The sequence below is a fragment of the Isosphaeraceae bacterium EP7 genome (assembly GCA_038400315.1).
In the GTDB taxonomy this organism is placed as follows: Bacteria; Planctomycetota; Planctomycetia; order Isosphaerales; family Isosphaeraceae; genus EP7.
In genome coordinates this window covers 6,228,714-6,245,443 of sequence record CP151667.1, presented here as the reverse complement: position 1 = coordinate 6,245,443, position 16,730 = coordinate 6,228,714, and the positions used below count along the sequence as shown (strand labels likewise).

12 protein-coding genes are annotated in these 16,730 nt (G+C 67.7%); 8 read left to right on the top strand and 4 right to left on the bottom strand.

Annotated elements, in window-relative coordinates; translation table 11 throughout:
• Window positions 1-59: 59 nt before the first annotated feature.
• Complete coding sequence (locus EP7_RS24670; RefSeq protein WP_463524873.1) at window positions 60-458, bottom strand: pentapeptide repeat-containing protein; 399 nt, start codon at window positions 456-458, stop codon at window positions 60-62.
• A 642-nt stretch (window positions 459-1,100) separates the two neighbouring features.
• Here EP7_RS24670 and miaB point away from each other — a divergent pair.
• The 6 genes from miaB (at window position 1,101) to EP7_RS24640 (ending at window position 10,802) form a co-directional block, all read left to right on the top strand.
• Window positions 1,101-2,540: a tRNA (N6-isopentenyl adenosine(37)-C2)-methylthiotransferase MiaB gene (miaB, locus tag EP7_RS24665; RefSeq protein ID WP_463524872.1), complete on the top strand. Its 1,440-nt coding sequence runs from the start codon at window positions 1,101-1,103 to the stop codon at window positions 2,538-2,540.
• Entirely contained in the window at window positions 2,530-3,351 is an 822-nt protein-coding gene (locus EP7_RS24660) for an SMI1/KNR4 family protein (RefSeq protein WP_463524870.1), read from the top strand. The genes miaB and EP7_RS24660 overlap by 11 nt, the downstream gene beginning before the upstream one ends.
• 61 nt (window positions 3,352-3,412) lie before the next feature.
• Window positions 3,413-4,711, top strand: a complete 1,299-nt coding sequence (locus tag EP7_RS24655; RefSeq protein ID WP_463524869.1) for a BaiN/RdsA family NAD(P)/FAD-dependent oxidoreductase — start codon at window positions 3,413-3,415, stop codon at window positions 4,709-4,711.
• Window positions 4,712-4,822: 111 nt separating this feature from the next.
• Window positions 4,823-6,094 carry a twin-arginine translocation signal domain-containing protein gene (locus tag EP7_RS24650; RefSeq protein WP_463524868.1) on the top strand — a complete coding sequence of 424 codons (1,272 nt, stop codon included), beginning with the start codon at window positions 4,823-4,825 and terminating at the stop codon, window positions 6,092-6,094.
• 144 nt (window positions 6,095-6,238) lie between these two features.
• Window positions 6,239-9,349: a PSD1 and planctomycete cytochrome C domain-containing protein gene (locus EP7_RS24645; RefSeq protein WP_463524867.1), complete on the top strand. Its 3,111-nt coding sequence runs from the start codon at window positions 6,239-6,241 to the stop codon at window positions 9,347-9,349.
• On the top strand, window positions 9,339-10,802 hold the full coding sequence (locus EP7_RS24640; RefSeq protein ID WP_463524866.1) for a DUF1501 domain-containing protein: 1,464 nt from the start codon (window positions 9,339-9,341) through the stop codon (window positions 10,800-10,802). Before EP7_RS24645 ends, EP7_RS24640 begins: the two co-directional genes overlap by 11 nt.
• 5 nt (window positions 10,803-10,807) lie before the next feature.
• Here EP7_RS24640 and EP7_RS24635 read toward each other — a convergent pair whose 3' ends face one another.
• Window positions 10,808-11,638, bottom strand: a complete 831-nt coding sequence (locus EP7_RS24635; RefSeq protein WP_463524865.1) for a hypothetical protein — start codon at window positions 11,636-11,638, stop codon at window positions 10,808-10,810.
• A gap of 361 nt (window positions 11,639-11,999) precedes the next feature.
• Between EP7_RS24635 and egtB the strand changes: the two genes are divergently transcribed.
• Both egtB and egtD read left to right on the top strand, forming a co-directional pair.
• On the top strand, window positions 12,000-13,268 hold the full coding sequence (gene egtB / locus EP7_RS24630) for an ergothioneine biosynthesis protein EgtB (protein ID WP_463524864.1): 1,269 nt from the start codon (window positions 12,000-12,002) through the stop codon (window positions 13,266-13,268).
• Window positions 13,268-14,242: an L-histidine N(alpha)-methyltransferase gene (egtD, locus tag EP7_RS24625; protein WP_463524863.1), complete on the top strand. Its 975-nt coding sequence runs from the start codon at window positions 13,268-13,270 to the stop codon at window positions 14,240-14,242. The genes egtB and egtD overlap by 1 nt, the downstream gene beginning before the upstream one ends.
• A 5-nt stretch (window positions 14,243-14,247) precedes the next feature.
• Here the strand turns inward: egtD and EP7_RS24620 are convergent, their stop codons facing one another.
• Together EP7_RS24620 and EP7_RS24615 are read right to left on the bottom strand one after the other, a co-directional pair.
• A complete protein-coding gene (locus tag EP7_RS24620; RefSeq protein WP_463524862.1) occupies window positions 14,248-15,720 on the bottom strand; it encodes an ABC transporter permease/substrate-binding protein in 1,473 nt (490 codons plus the stop codon).
• On the bottom strand, window positions 15,717-16,469 hold the full coding sequence (locus tag EP7_RS24615; RefSeq protein ID WP_463524861.1) for an ATP-binding cassette domain-containing protein: 753 nt from the start codon (window positions 16,467-16,469) through the stop codon (window positions 15,717-15,719). Before EP7_RS24615 ends, EP7_RS24620 begins: the two co-directional genes overlap by 4 nt.
• Window positions 16,470-16,730: the final 261 nt, after the last annotated feature.

Here is a 16,730-nt window from a genome sequence, read left to right as displayed (position 1 = left end):
CGGTCGGACGAGGCGATTTGCGGCCTTGCCGTCGAATTCTGGATAGTCACCGCGCGGGATCAGCCGTCTGGTCCGCCGTTCGGAAACCCATCCCCGTCATGGATCGTGTAACCGTAGTGGCCCGCGCCCTCGAAGCTCGCCCCCGTCAGGATGGCACCTTCGAAGTCGGTCGCCTCGACCGCCGCGCGTCGGAACGACGCCGTGGTCAGGTCGGCCCGCCGGAAGTCGGCGCACTTCACGTTGCACAGCCGGAAGTTGGTTCCCCGGAGGCTCGCCCCCTCGAAGCTGGCGTCACAGAACCACGAGCCTTCGAAGTTGGCACCGTCCAGCGTCGCAGCCGCGAGTTCGGCATCGCTGAGGTCAACTCCGGGGAATTGGCGCTCGCCGCTCGCGTATCGCCGCAGCAATTCCTGGACATTCTCCGGGGGGATGTACTCTCCCTCGTCCGAAGCCACCATGTAACACCCTCTGGATGACCGTGGTGAAGGCACGCCTCCAGACATTTGAGCAAGGCCGTCAGCGACAGGCAACCTCTTCTGACGAGCCTCACATTTGCAAAATTCCGGCCACGGATCGGCCCTCTCGGGCGAAGCCGATGGGCATCGAAGAAGCATTTTTGAAGATTTGAATGACAGAGGGATCGAGGATGATTGTCATTTGAACAATCGTCGAAAACCGTTTGCTTGCCTCGTCTGGATATTGGTTTAACGGGAAGTATGACGAAAGGATTCCTCCGCTTGCTTGCGTGCAATTGGAGTGCTTGTCTGAAGATGAATTTCAAAAATTGAATGAAACGCGCAAACGGAGAGGGTGGATGTAAATTCGGTTTTGCGCAAATTGGTTCCCGTGTCGGAATCAAAGTGGCAGAAATGACGCCACCGATGACCTGGCCCTGTGTCATCCACACCTGACGAATCTGAGAGGGGGATTTCCCGATCGCATGCATCGGATAGGCGGCCAAACACGGGCATTCCCAATGGGGGGCCTGCGTGCTAAGATCGCTACCGGGTCGGAGAAGGGGCTTGACTCCCTCCTCGCGAGTCGAAGGTGCCCCGAGCCGCCAGCCCGGATGAGTTCCGCCGGGTGCTGGAGCCGCCATGATGCCGGACGATTGCCCCACCCCGCCTCGCAAGAAGCTCTACGTCGAGACCGTCGGCTGCCAGATGAACGTGCTCGACAGCGAGCTCGTCGTGGGGAAGCTGCGCGGCGAAGGTTACGAGCTGACCGACGACATCGAGCTGGCCGACACCATCCTTTACAATACCTGCTCGATCCGGCAGCGTTCCGAGGACAAGACTTACAGCGCCCTGGGCAAGCTCCGCCGGCTGAAGGAGCGGAAGCCCTCGCTGTCGATCGGCGTGCTCGGGTGCATGGCGCAGAAGGACCAAGGGGTCATCCTCCGCAGGGCCCCCCATGTGGACGTGGTCATCGGGCCCGGCCAGCTCGGGCAGGTCTCCCGGTTGCTGGCCGAGGCCAAGGAAACCGGCACGCCCAGGATGGCCGTGAGCCTGCCCCGAACCGGCGGTGGGCGGCTCGCGGTGACGGCCAGCTTCGCCGAGTACGACCCCCTGCGCGAGCCCGCGATGCGTCCCAACGCATTCCAGGCGTATTTGCGCATCATGATGGGGTGCGACAAGTTCTGTACGTACTGCATCGTCCCGTCGGTGCGTGGGCCCGAGCAGAGCCGGCCCCCCGACGACATCGTCGCCGAGGCCCGCATCCTGGCCGACCAGGGGGCGACCGAGATCACTTTGATCGGCCAGACGGTCAACAGTTATCGCTATCAAGAGAGTGACGGCCGGCGTACCCGGCTCTCGGACCTGCTGGCGCGAATTGATGCCATCGAAGGAGTCCGGCGAATCAAGTTCGTCACCAACTTTCCCAACGACATGACCGACGATTTGCTGCAAGCGGTCCGGGATTTGCCCAAGGTCTCGCGTTATCTGCACGTCCCCGCGCAGAGCGGCTGCGACGAGGTCTTGTCGCGCATGAAGAGGATGTACTCGGTGGCGTTGTACGACGACATGCTGGCCCGCATCCGCGAGACGATCCCGGGCGCGTCGGTCTCCAGCGACTTCATCGTCGGGTTCTGCGGCGAGACCGAGGCGTCGTTCCGCAGGAGCGTCGAGCTGGTCGAGCGAGCCCGGTTCAAGAACAGCTATATTTTCAAATATAGCCCCAGGCAGGGGACCAAGGCCGACACGTTGTTCAACGACGACGTCCCCGAGCTCGTGAAGAAGCGGCGGAACAACGAGCTTCTGAAGGCCCAGACGGACATCTGTCGCGAGGACAACCTGCCGTTCGTCGGCACGACGGTCGAGGTCCTGGTCGAGGGGCCGAGCAAGATGGGGCCGGATCGCGAGCCCGGGTCTGAGTTCGGCCAGCTCACGGGGCGCACCTGGTGCGACCGGGTCGTGCTGTTCGAGGGGCACGATCGGCTGATCGGGCAGTTTATCGACGTTCGGGTGGACGAGGCGGGCGTTGTGTCGCTGTTTGGCCGCGTAGTGACGACCGAAGGGGTGCCGGCCGGTGCAAATTGAACGGACCCTGGATTGGCCGGCGGGCGAGCGGCGATCGGTCGCGGCGGGCAAGCGGGAGGCAACCTCGATGACCAACGGGCTGATCGAGGCGGTCGGGCGATGGGGGGAGGCCATGGGCCTCGACCCCGCTTCGTTGCCCACGCCCGATGCGCTGCGGTCGGCGTTCGACGGCGCCCCTCAGGCGTGCCGGCCCCCGGCCTCGACCCGTGCGATCGAGCATTGGGAGCGTCGACATGGGTTCCGCCTGCCCCGAGGGCTGCGGGCCTGGCTGCACATCTCCGACGGATTCTACGGGCCGCAAGGCCCCCTGATCCACCCGCTCGGGGCCATCGGCCCGATGGTCCCGTTCGCGCAGATTCCCGGGATGGTGGTGCAGCCGGAGAGCTGGTTCGAGCTGGGCAACCCGAACATGGAGACGGTCTGCATCGACCTGGCCTACCCCTGGCCGGGCGGCGACTGCCCGCTGTTCACCTCGGGCGACGACCTCTGCCAGAGCAAGCCCAGGCTGATCGCCGACGGATTCAACCCCTGGTTCCTCCGGCTCCTGAACGTCGGGGGCCGTGAGTACTGGTTCGAAGACGGGTTCCGCGCCCTGGGCCACCCCTGGGTTGAACACCGCCGCCACACGCCGGTCCCCGCACTGCCCGATCGGCTTCGGCCGCTGGCCAACCGGGTGCGCAGCCACATGGAGCCTGGGGCCGACGATCGGGCCATCGCCTCGGCCTTCGGGCTCTCGATGATGGACGTCGAGATGATCTTCCGCCACTACCAGCATTGCCTCGCCGAGATGCACCCCATTCGCACCGACTGACCCGGGCCTGTCGGGCTAGCCCCGACACGCCGGGCGCGGGAACAGGCCCCTCGATCCCATGATGTATGACGTGGCCGTGCTTGGCGCCGGAGCCGCCGGCCTCTGCGCCGCGATCAATGCGGCGGAGCGTGGGCGTTCGGTCGTCCTGCTGGAGAAGAACCGCAGGGCGGGCGTGAAGATCCTGATGTCGGGGGGCACCCGCTGCAACCTGACCAATGCGCGCGGCCTGCGTGACCTGCGCGTGGTCACCGGGCCGATCGACCCCGCCTTCGACCCGCGCGAGTCGCTGGGCGCCCGCAGCATCCAGAAGGCGTTCGGCGACGGCGGTGCGTTCCTCGGCCCGTCGCTGCGCTGCCTCTCGGTGGAGAAATCCGTCGAGATGTTCGAGCGCGAAGGGGTCCGGACCAAGGTCGAGGCCAACGGCAAGATCTTCCCCGCCACCGACCGCGCCGTCGACGTGCTGGACGCACTGCTCAGGCGTCTGGGGCGTACGAGTGCCCTCTTACGCACGGCGGCCTCGGTGCTGGGCGTCGAGGCGGTCGAGGAGGGCTTCACGCTGCGGCTGGCCGACGGCGAGATCCAGGCGCGCAAGGTCATCATGGCCGTCGGCGGCAAGTCGTTCCCGGGCAGCGGCACCACCGGCGACGGCTACTCCTGGGCCCGCTCGTTCGGCCACACGATCAAGGATCCACGCCCAGCCCTGGTGCCCATCCGCGTCGGGGCCGCCTGGGTGCCCGACCTGAAGGGCCTGACCGTGCCCGACGCCGACATCGGCGTCATCGACGGCGCGGGCGCCTCGGTCCTGCGCCGCCGAGAGTCGCTGCTGTTCGCCCACTTCGGCCTGACCGGCCCGGCGATCCTGGACGTGAGCCGCGCGGTGGCCCGCTGGGAGCACGTGGGCGAGCCCCGCCTGAGGATCGACTTCCTGCCTGCCATCGACGCCGAGTCCCTCGACCGCCAGCTCCAGGCCTCGGCCCGCGAAGGCCGCCGCCAGGTCCTCTCGATCCTCCCCGACGCGATCCCCAAACGCCTGGGCGTCCGCCTGATGGAGGCCGCCGAGATTCCCCAGGACCGCACGGGCCCCGACCTCTCGCGTGACGAGCGTAAGCGCCTGGGCAGGGCCGCCAAGGGCCTCGAGCTGCCGATCACCGGAACGCTCGGATTCGAGAAGGCCGAGGTAACCAGCGGCGGTGTGAACCTGGACGAGGTGGACCCGAAGACGCTCATGAGCCTGCGTCAGCCCGGCCTTTATTTCGCCGGTGAGGTGCTCGACCTCGACGGGGCCATCGGCGGCTACAACTTCCAGGGGGCCTGGAGCATGGGCTGGCTTGCGGCGCAGTCGTGCTCGACGGATGACTGATCGCTGACGGATTCCGGGCGGTCCTTGATCCGGCCGCGCTCCTGAGTGACACTCGTGCCCCGGCGCCGGCATCGGATGCGCCCCCACGACCTGTCTCCTGGAGATCAACGGATGCTGACTCGACGCGACTTCCTGGGCGGGATCGGTCTTGGCGCGGGGCTGGCGGCGGTCTCGCCGTCGACGCTCTGGGCGCGCGACGAGCCCCGCAAGCGGCTGGCGATCGTCACGACCGTCTGGAAGGAAGGCTCGCACGCCTGGCACATGGCCGAGCGGTTCCTGGTCGGCTATCCGTACAAGGGGGGGTGGCATCGGCCGAATCTCGACGTCGTCTCGGCTTACGTCGACCAGACGCCCGACGACGACCTGAGCCGCGGCCGGGCCAAGGAGTTCGGCTTCACGATCTATCCGACCGTCGCCGAGGCCCTGCGGCACGGCCAGGGGAAGCTCGCCGTTGATGCCGTCCTGGTCATCGGCGAGCACGGCGAGTATCCGACGAACGCGATCGGCCAGAAGGAATACCCGCGTTATCAGCTGTTCAAGCAGATCACCGACGTCTATCGCGAGGACGGCAAGACGGCCCCGATCTTCAACGACAAGCATCTGTCCTGGAAGTGGGACTGGGCCAAGGAGATGGTCGAGACGTCGAAGACCATGGGCTTCCCGTTCCTGGCCGGGTCGTCGCTGGCCGTGACCTGGCGGATGCCCTCGGTGGACATGCCGCAGGGGGCCGAGATCGAGGAGGTGCTGGGCCTCGCCTTCGGCGGCGTCGATGTCTACGACTTCCACGCGCTGGAGATGATGCAGTGCATGGCCGAACGCCGCAAAGGGGGCGAGACCGGCGTGGCCGCAGTGCACGCCCTGCGCGGCGACGCGGTCTGGAAGGCGATGGCGTCGGGATCGTGGGCCGGCGGCGGCTGGGACCCCCGCCTGTTCGAGGCCGCGCTGTCGCGCAGCCAGACGATCGCCCAGCCCAAGACGTTCAGTCAGCGCTACCCCAATGACGAGCAGATCCGCGAATGGGTCAAGGCCCCGATCGCGTATCGCATCGAGTACGCCGACGGCCTGAAGGCGACCATGCTCCAGTTCAACGGCCTGGTGCAGGACTTCACCTTCGCCGCACGCCTGAAGGGGCAGGCCCAGCCGTTGTCGACGTTGTTCTACCTGCCGCCCAACCCCAACGTCGCGTACTCGGCTCCGCTGATGGCGGGCGCCGAGGCGATGTTCATGACCGGCAAGGCCCCCTATCCGGTCGAGCGGACGCTGCTGACGAGCGGGCTCGTCGCGGCCGCGTTGCAGTCGCAGGCCGATGGCCGCCGGCTCGAAACGCCGCATCTGGCGGTCCGTTACCAGCCCGCACCGGAGCCCAGCTTCGCCAACTCCTGACGTTGCGTCCGAACATCGCCCGACCGGTTCGGGGTTGCTTTCGCCGGATTGTCCAACAATAATTCAGCGACGATGCACTCCGTCCCGCCGTCGGGGATGGTTCGAAAGGCCGGCGACACCGGCCGTCATGCCGCCGGGACCGCCATGCATGCTCTCCGCCTGACCGTCGCGATCGGCGTCCTGGGCCTGCTCGGGAGGGCAACGGCCGGGGAGACGCCGGTCTTCGAGCGGGACGTCCGCCCGATCTTCAAGGCATATTGCCTGGACTGCCACGGCGGGACCGGCAAGCCGAAGGGGAAGCTCGACCTGCGGCTGAAGCGGCTCGCCGAGCGCGGGGGCAGGACCGGCGCGGGCCTGGTCGCGGGCCAGCCCGACGACAGCCTGCTGCTGATGCGGATGCAGGACGGCGAGATGCCGCCCGGCGAGAAGAAGGTGCCGCCCGAGCAGATCGCCATCATCGAGCGCTGGATCGCCGCGGGCGCGGTGACATCGAGGGTCGAGCCGGAGAACCTGCCGCCGGGCATCGACATCACCCCCGAAGACCGCGCCTTCTGGGCCTTCCAGCCGATCTCCAAGCCCGTACCGCCCGAGGCGAAGCCCGAAGACCGCGTGCGGACGCCGATCGACGCGTTCCTGGTGGCGAAGCTCAAGGAGAAGGGGCTGGCGTTCTCGCCCGAGGCCGACCGCCTGACCCTGATCCGTCGCGCGAGCGCCGACCTGACGGGGCTCGTCCCCTCGCAGGAGTCGATCGACGCCTACCTGGCCGACACCTCGCCGGACGCTTATGAGCGGATGATCGACGCCTTGCTGGAGTCGCCCCGGTACGGCGAGCGCTGGGCCAGGCACTGGCTGGACGTCGCGGGCTATGCCGACTCCGACGGCAACGGCGGCGAGGACACGCCGAGGCCCTACGCGTACAAGTATCGCGATTACGTGATCCGTTCCCTGAACGCCGACAAGCCGCTCGACCGGTTCATCATCGAGCAGATGGCCGGCGACGAGCTGGTCCCGCGCCCCTGGACCAACCTGGCCCCCGACCAGGCCGAGACCCTGGCCGCGACCGGGTATCTGCGGACGGCCGTCGACGCGACGACAACCGGCTCGCCCGACGAGCCCCTGGCTTCGAACCAGGTGGTGGCCGACACGCTGAAGATCGTCAGCTCGTCGTTGCTTGGCCTGACCGTGGGCTGTGCCCAGTGCCACGATCATCGGTACGACCCGATCCCGCAGTCGGATTACTTCCGCCTCCGCGCCGTGTTCGAGCCCGCCCTCGACCCCAACCATTGGCGTCGACCGGGCCAGCGGCTCGTCTCGCTCTATCACGACGCCGACCGGGCCCGCTCCGCGGCGATCGAGGCCGAGGCGGTGGCGATGGACGCGGTGGTGAACGCCAAGGTCGTCAAGTTCCTGGCCGCGGCCTTCGACAAGCACCTGACCACGTTCCCCGAGGCCCAGCGGGCCGCGCTGAAGGCCGCGTATGAGGCACCCGCAGACAAGCGGACGGAGGAGCAGAAGGCCTTGCTCGCGGCCAACCCGAGCGCCAACATCAGCGAGGGGGTCCTCTACCAGTACAACCAGCCGGCCGCCGACGAGCTGAAGAAGGATCGGGAGAAGGTCGCCGCGAAGCGTGCCGAGAAGACCCCCGAAGACTTCGTGAGCGTGGTCGACGAGGTCCCCGGCGTGGTCCCCGAGACCAAGCTGTTCCACCGAGGCGATCATCGGCAGCCGCTCCAGACGATCGAGCCCGGCGACCTCACCATCGCGGCCGAGGAGGGGAAGCGGTTCGACGTCCCCCCCAAGGACCCTTCGCTCCCCACGTCCGGCCGACGCCTGGCGTATGCCCGTCACCTGATGAACGGGACGCATCCGCTGGTCAATCGCGTGCTCGCCAACCGGATCTGGTTCCACCACTTCGAACGGGGTCTGGTCGACAGCCCGGGGGACTTCGGCGTGCTGGGCAGGCGGCCCTCGCACCCGGAACTGCTCGACTGGCTTGCCGGCGAGTTGCCCAATCGTGGGTGGAGCCTCAAGGCGATCCATCGCCTGATCATGACGTCGACCGCCTACCGGCAGACCTCGCGCAGGAATCCGGCCCAGGATGCGGTCGACCAGGACAACATCCTGTACGGCCGGGCCCCGCTGCGACGGCTCGACGCCGAATCGATGCGGGACCGGATCCTGGCGGTCAGCGGTCAGCTCGACCTGACCCAGTTCGGGCCGCCGGTCGCGGTGTCCGAAGACATCGGCGGCCAGGTCATGCCCGCGGGCGACTCGGCGCGGCGGAGCATCTACTTGCAGTCGCTGCGAACCAAGCCCGTCTCGTTCCTCGCCGCCTTCGACGCCCCGATCATGGCGGTGAACTGCGACCGGCGCACTCCCAGCACGTCGTCGATGCAGTCGCTCATGCTCATGAATAGCGACTTCATCCTCAAGCGTGCCGGCATGCTCGCCCGACGCCTCGCCGTCGAGACCCCCGTCGGATACGCGGCCGAGCTGACCGCCTCGCGTTCGGGGCAGATCACGCGGCCGGCCTCGGCCTGGCAGTATGGCCACGGCCCGTTCGATGAGGCCAGCCAGCGCATCACAGGGTTCACCCCCATGGCCCACTGGAGCGGCACGGCCTGGCAGGGGGGGGCCTCGCTCCCCGACGCCGAGGCCGGCTGGAGCATGCTGACCTCGGGCGGCGGCCACGCGGGCAACGACGCCCAGCACGCCACGATCCGCCGATGGGTGGCGCCCGCCGCGGGGTTCGTCGCCGTCTCGGGCAAGCTCAAGCACGGCGGTGCGACCGGCGACGGCGTCCGTGCACGCGTCGTCTCGTCGAGGGCCGGCCTGCTCGGGACCTGGCGGGCCACCCGGGGCGAGGCGGCCACCGACGTCCCCCGGATCGAGGTGCAGGCCGGCGACACGATCGACTTCGCCGTCGATTGCGTCGAAGGCCATGACTGCGACACATTCGAGTGGGCCCCCAAGGTCACGCTCAGCCAGTCATCGGGCGACCCGGCGGGAGTCTGGGATGCCTCGGCCGACTTCCAGGGGCCGATGACGGTTTCCATCCCCCAGATGATCGCGCACGCCTGGCCCCTGACCTATCGCCGGCCGATCACCCCCGACGAGCTCGACGCGGCCTGCGTCTTCGTCGAGGGCCAGCTCACCACGCTGGCCCGGGCCGGGGCGGCCGATCGCGAGCGAACCGCGTTGACGAACCTCTGCCAGCAACTCCTCAGCTCGAACGAGTTTCTCTATGTGGATTGATCCTCGCGGACGCAACCGGCGGGAATTCCTGGCGGAGACGGGCTTCGGCGTGGGGGCCTTCGCGCTCGCCCACCTGCTCCGTCAGGAGGGCCTCCTCGCCGCCGACACGCCCAAGAAGCCGGGCGAGAACCTGCCGCTCGACCTGAGGCCGAGGGCCCCCCAGGCCCCCTCGCGTGCGAATGCGATGATTTCGCTGTTCATGCACGGCGGGCCGTCGCACGTCGACCTGTTCGACCCCAAGCCCGACCTGACCAAGCACCACGGCACCGACTACGGCGGCGAGGTGGGGTTCAGCTTCGTCAACCGGGCCAGCAAGAAGCTGTTCGGCTCCCCCTGGAAGTTCGCCAAGCACGGCCAGTGCGGAACCGAGGTCTCCGAGCTGCTCCCCGAGACCGCCAAGATCGTCGACGACCTGTGCATCGTCCGATCGATGCACACCGGGCACAACGGCCACGAGGTCTCGATCCGCTATTTCCACAACGGGGTCGCCGGCATCACGGGTCGGCCGACCCTGGGGAGCTGGGTCGTCTACGCCCTGGGCAGCGAGTCTCGCGACCTGCCCGCGTACATGGTCCTGTCCGACCCCGACGGGGTCCCGGTCGACGCCTCCCACAACTGGTCGAACGGCTTCATGCCGCCGCTCTATCAGGGGACCGTCCTGCGCCCGCAAGAGCCGAGGATCCTGAACCTGGACCCGCCGCCGCACCTGGGCGGGCCGCTCCAGGCGCAGAACCTCGAGTTCCTGAACACGCTCAACCGACGCCACCAGGGGGCCCACCCGGGCGAGTCCGACCTCGAGACACGCATCCAGAGCTACGAGCTCGCCTCGCACATGCAGACGGCCGCCAAGGAGGCGCTCGACGTCAGCAACGAGCCCGAATACATCAAGAAGATGTATGGGCTCGACCAGGACCTGACCCGCGAGTATGGCACGCGCTGCCTGATCGCCCGGCGGCTGGTCGAGCGCGGGGTCCGGTTCGTCCAGCTCTTCCTGGGCGGCCAGCCCTGGGACAATCACCAGGCGATCCGCACCGGCTTGCCCGCGATCTGCCGCAAGACCGACAAGCCCTCGGCGGCCTTGGTCCTGGATCTCAAGCAACGCGGACTGCTGGACACCACGATTGTGCACTGGGGGGGCGAGATCGGCCGACTGCCGGTCAGCGAGGGGAACCTGGACGACACCTCGGGCCGCGACCATAACGGCCAGGGGTTCTCGCTCTGGATGGCCGGCGGCGGGATCAAAGGCGGCATGACCTATGGCGCCACCGACGAGGTGGGCCATAAGGCCGTCGAGAACGTCGTCACCCCCAACGACTTCCAGGCGACCGTCCTGAACCTGATGGGCCTCGACCACGAGACCCTGGTCTACAACGCCAACGGCCGCGAGCAGCGCCTGACCAACGGCCAGAAGGCCAGGATCGTCCGCGAGATCATGGCCTCCTCGCCCGCCTGACCCGATCAGCGGCGGGCGGCCACGTTCTTCAGGACCGCGATCCTCACCATCGTCGAATCCGGCGCAAAGCCGGCGACGTTGGCGAGGTCCGATCCCGGCTGGGTCTGGGTCCACATCGAGAACCGATATTGAGCAAGCGCCGCCCCCCGCGAGGGGACCTGGCCGGTATCGAGGAAGACCCGGAGCGTGGCCCCCTGGATCTTGATGCGTGCCGGGTCGATCGATTGGGTCGAGCCGTCGGATAGGTCGCGGATGGTGCCCGACGCCGACGAGCCATAAGGGCCGACGGTGATCGTGACCAGGGCGTCGGGCGTGATGCCAGGCCGCGAGGCGAACGTCGGGCCCAGACGGGCGCCGGCGCCTCGGTCGAGGGCGAAGACGTAGTAGGACGTCTCGGGATTGCGGAACTCCCCGCGCATCACGGCGGCCAGCTCGAAGACATTCCGCTTGAACACGGCCGCGCCGGCCGCGGTCGGCAGGAGCTGGTCGTATGCCCTGCCCGTGAAGGCCGGCTGCGCGGCCGGGGTGCGGAAGGTCAGGCCGTTGACGGTGTAGGTTGACGCCTGATTGGTGCTGAAGGAGCGAACGACCGCCAGCGGGTTGCGCACCTGCTTGCGGATCAAGGTCGCCCACTCGCTGCCGATTCCCCCGCGGAGGGCGGACGTGATCGCCGCGGCCGCGCCCGGATCGGTCTTGATCGCCGAGGCCGTCAGCAACGTGACCGCCGCCGGATGGGCCGCCGCGACGCGTGCGAGCTGGGACCCGTTGAGCAGCGTCCGGCCTTCGAGCAGCTCGAGGGACGAGGGCGAGAATTTCGGTCGGCGAGCGACGGGCATCAAGGCGTCCTCCAAGTCCTGCGGACGACGGACGGAGACCGGATGAGTGCGGACGCGAACCCGCTTCGGGATTTCGCCGTTCAAGTCTAGGTCATGGATCCGCGGTCGGTCCATCCTCACTCGACAATCGACCCTGGCCGAACCCGGTCCGCCGCGTATTCTGACTCGCAGGCCCGCTCCGGTTTTCGATCCGTTCGGCCTGCTGCTTGCAGACCTGATGCTGGGCCAGGGTGGGCAACCGCAATCCGAACGGATCAAATGGACGGCTCGCGGCCACTCCCGGCGTACCGGATCTCTCCGATGTCTTGCTTGATCTGGTGGATGAAACATGTCAATCCAAGTTGATCGAGAACCTGAAGTTTTGCCTGGGAGTGACATCCAGAAGCCCGAGTTCCGCCCGTCGCTGGTCGACCGCTATCGTGCCGTGCGATCGATGACCGAGTCGATCTCTCTTCGTCTCACGCCCGAGGATTGCCAGGTCCAGGCGATGCCCGATGCCAGCCCGGTGAAGTGGCATCTGGCACATACGTCCTGGTTCTTCGAAATCTTCCTCCTCACCCCGCATCTGCCCGATTACCGGCCGTTCGATCCCGCGTTCAACTTCCTGTTCAATTCCTATTACAACTCGATCGGCGACCGCGTCCCCAGGGCGCAACGGGGCCTGATGACCCGGCCCTCGCTCGACTTCGTCTACCGGTATCGCCGCGCGATCGATGACGCCATGGTCGCGTTCATGGAGGAGTCTTGCCTGTCGGAGGGGGACCCACTCGCGGATGTCGTCGAACTGGGACTGAACCACGAGCAGCAGCATCAGGAATTGATCCTCACCGATCTCAAGTACGCATTCGCCCAGAATCCGCTGCGGCCCGCCTACGTCGAGCCGGTCGTTCGCCCGTCCAGGCGGGCGCCCGAACTAACCTGGCTGCCGTTTGAGGGGGGGCTGGAATGGCTGGGGACGGACGGGCCGGGGTTCGCGTTCGACAACGAGGGGCCGCGACACCGGGTCTACCTGGAAGACTTCGCCCTGGCCTCCCGGCTGGTGACGGTCGGCGAGTATGCCGAATTCATCGGGGCGGACGGCTACCGGAAGCCCGAGTTCTGGCTCTCCGATGGCTGGGGCGCGGTCCAGAGGCTGGGATGGAACGCCCCGACGTACTGGGAGCGGGCCGACGGGGGCTGGTCGGCGTTCACGCTGAATGGGTTCCGGGCGCTCGACGACTCGGAGCCCGCTTGCCACGTCAGCTACTATGAAGCAGACGCCTACGCACGCTGGGCCGGGGCCAGGCTGCCGACCGAGGCGGAGTGGGAGTTTGCCGCGAGCCGGGTTGAACAGGCCGGGAATTTCCTGGAAGCCGGGGCGTTCCACCCCGAGGCCGCCGCCGGCCCGGGACTTGCTCAGATGTTCGGCGACGCCTGGGAATGGACCCGCAGCCCCTACATCCCCTACCCGGGCGCGAGGCCGGCCGAAGGGGCCCTGGGCGAATACAACTCCAAATTCATGTGCAATCAACTCGTCCTGCGAGGGGGATCGTGCCTGACCCCCGCCTCGCATATCCGGGCGACTTACCGTAACTTCTTCCCCGCCGAGACACGTTGGCAAGTGTCCGGCATCAGATTGGCCAAAGATTGATGAAATCAACGACACTCACGAAGGGCGACCGCGCGCGCAACCCCTCCGCGCGTGCCCCCTTCCTGGACGACCTGATCGCGGGCCTCGGCCGAACCCAGAAGGAAATCTCCTGTAAATATTTCTACGATGAGCATGGGTCGGACCTCTTCGACCAGATCTGCGACCTCGACGAGTACTACCCCACCCGCACCGAGCTATCGATCCTCCGCGACCACGCCCCCGAGATGGCCCACGAGCTGGGGGAAGACATCGCTCTGATCGAGCTGGGCAGCGGCAGCAGCCTGAAGACCCGGCTCCTGCTGGCGGCCCTGCGCACTCCCCGTGCGTACATCCCGGTCGACATCTCGGCGGAGCATATGGTGCGGTCGGCCGGCTCGCTCGCCGACACGTTCCCGGGCCTGCGGATCATGCCCGTCGCGGCCGATTTCACCGAGAACCTGCCGATCCCGCACACCGGCGACCCTCGGGCGCGACGGGTGGTCTACTTCCCCGGCTCGACGATCGGCAACTTCCAACCGCGTGCGGCCCGCCGCCTGCTGCGCCGGATCGCCGAGATGGTCGGTCCGGGGGGAGGCCTCCTGATCGGCTTCGACTTGGACAAGGACCCGGCGGTCCTGATCCCCGCCTACAACGACCGGCTGGGCGTGACGGCCGAGTTCAACCGCAACGTCCTGATCCGGGCCAATCGCGAGCTGGGGGCCGACTTCGACCTCGATGCCTTCGAGCACCGAGCGGTCCACGTCCCGGAGCATGAACGGATCGAGATGCACCTGGTCAGCCTGAAGCCGCAGGCCGTAACGGTGGGCCCGGCCACGTTCGACTTCGCCGAGGGGGAGACGATCCTGACCGAATACTCGCACAAGTATTCGCTCGAACATATCCGGGCGATGACCGACGACGCAGGCTGGTCGCTCGGCCGTCAGTGGCTCGACCCGCTCGGCTACTTCGCGGTCCAGCACCTCACCGTCGCCTGAGCTCGCTAACCCTTCATCCCGCGCGGGACGAGCCAACGCTCGGCGAGGTCGAACCCGGTCTGCACGGCCAGGGCCAGGATCGCCGAGGGGATGGCCCCCTCGAAGAGGATCTGGCCCAGGTCGTCGCGGCGGATGCCCGTCAGGATCGGCTGGCCGAAGCCCCCCGCGCCGATCAGGGCGCCGATCGTGGCGGTCCCCACGTTGATGACCGCGGCCGTCTTGATCCCCGAGAGGATGCCGCGCGTCGCCATCGGCAGCTCGACGAGCCGCAATCGCGCCCAGGCGGGCAGCCCCAGGGCCTGCGCACTCTCGCGGAGCGACGGGGGGATCTCGAGCAGTCCGGTCGCGGTGCTCCTCACGATCGGCAGCAGGCTGTAGAGGAACAGGGCGACGAGCGCCGGCTTGGCCCCGATGCCCAGCCATGGAATCATGAACACGAGCAGGGCCAGCGATGGGATCGTCTGAATCACGCTCGTCGCGCCCAGGATCCAGGCCCCGATTCTCGGTCGCTTGGCCGCGACGATGCCGAGCGGGATCGCCGCCAGGATCGCCAGGGTCAAGGAGACGCTCACCAATCCCATGTGCTCGACGAGCCTCGACAGGATGCGCGACATCCTCGAATTCGAGGCGACTTCCGCATTGATGCCGAATCGGCTCGCCAGGAAGTCGGCCGCGACGCGCTCCTCGGGAACCCGATCGAACTTGGCCCTCGCGTTCATCGCGATCATCTTGCCTTCGTCGATCGTCCCTTCGAGTCGTTTCAGGGCGGCGAACGCCTCGGGGGAACGCCGCTCCAGGTCGAGCCGGTGGAGCAGGACACATTGATAAGGGGGGAAGAACCCCTCGTCGTCGGCGAGCACCCGGATCTTCTGCGCCTTGATCTCGGCGTCGGTGGAATAAAGCTCGGTGGCGTCGATCTCGCGCGCCTCCAGGGCCCGATAGGCGAGGTCGTGGTCCAGGCCTCGGGTGTCGCGCTGGGGAAGTCGGTAGCGGTCGCGCAGGCCGGGCCAGCCGTCGGCGCGTTCCATGAACTCATTGCCGAATCCGAACTTCAAGGTTGGATGGCCGGCCAGGTCGGAAAGTTTGACGATGCCCAGCCTGGCGGCGACGTCCTCTCGCATGCCGATCGCGTAGGTGTTATTGAATCCGAGCGGCCGGCTCATCCCGATCCCCCGGGCTTTCAGCGCGGCCCGCAGCGAGTCGTCGCCGGCGGCCACCTTGCCGGCGAGGATCTCGCCCGAGATCGTCCCCGTGTACTCGGGATAGACGTCCAGCTCGTCGGCCTCCAGGGCGTGGAAGAGGATCTGGGTGCCGCCCAGTTCGCGACGATGGACGGCCTTGCCCCCCTCGGCGCGGATCATCTGGGTCGCCAGGTCGCCGAGGATCACCGACTCGGTGAAGACCTTCGATCCGACGCGGACCTCATGGTCGGCGGGGGACGCCTGGGCGACGAGCAGGAAGGCCGCGAGATAGATCACGAGTCGGCTCCGCGGGGGATCTCGACCAGCCCACGCTGGGCCCGGACGAACTGGGTGACGAACGGGTCGGCGGGCGACTCGATCAAGGCGTCCAGCGGCCCGCGCTGCATGACCTGGCCGGCGCGGAGCAGGACGATCTCGTCGCCGAACCAGCCGGCCTCGGCCAGGTCGTGGGTGACCATCACGACGGTCTTGTTCAGGGATCGGAAGATGCCCCGGAGGTCGGCCTGCAACTCGGCCCGGACCATCGGGTCGAGCGCCCCGAGCGGCTCGTCGAGCAGGACGACGTCGGGGTCGAGCATCAGGGCGCGGATCAGGCCGACACGCTGCCTCTGGCCGCCCGAAAGCTGTCCGGGATGGCGGTCGAGGCCGTCGCGCGGGAACTGGGTCAGCTCGGCAAGCTCGTCGATCCGCGCCGCGATCCTCGGCTCATCCCAGCCAAGGTGGCGGGCCAGCAGCGCCGCGTTGCCTCGCGCCGTCAGGTGGGGGAAGAGGCCTCCGTCCTGGATCACGTAGCCAAGCCCACGACGGACGGCTTCGGCGGTCTCGGGCGTCAGCAGCTTGCCGCCGATGACGACCGTCCCCTCATCGGGCACGACCAGGCCGATGATCGTCCGCAGGATCGTCGATTTGCCGCACCCGCTCGGGCCGATCAGGACGGTGGTCTTGCCCGTGGCGAAGGTCAGGTCGAGCGGGGGCAAGACCACCTTGCCGTTGTATGACTTGGAGATGCGGCGTAGCTCGATCATGCGTGGGGATGCTCGGGACCGGTGGGGGCGATCGAGGTTCAGGGCCAACTATCGAGGAAGGCGGGGGTGGTTGGCAACCGTTCGCCGCCCGTTGGATGTGGGGACGCTTGCATCTCGCGTGCCTGCCGGCAAGCGGCGAACCTGGGCCGGGCGCGAACCGGTCGCAACGAGAGTGGGCTGGAACGTCGTCCCGATTCCCGTATTGTCTGGCCGACCGCCCCGTTCGAGGGGTGGATCTCGGATCGATCGGACCCAGGAAAA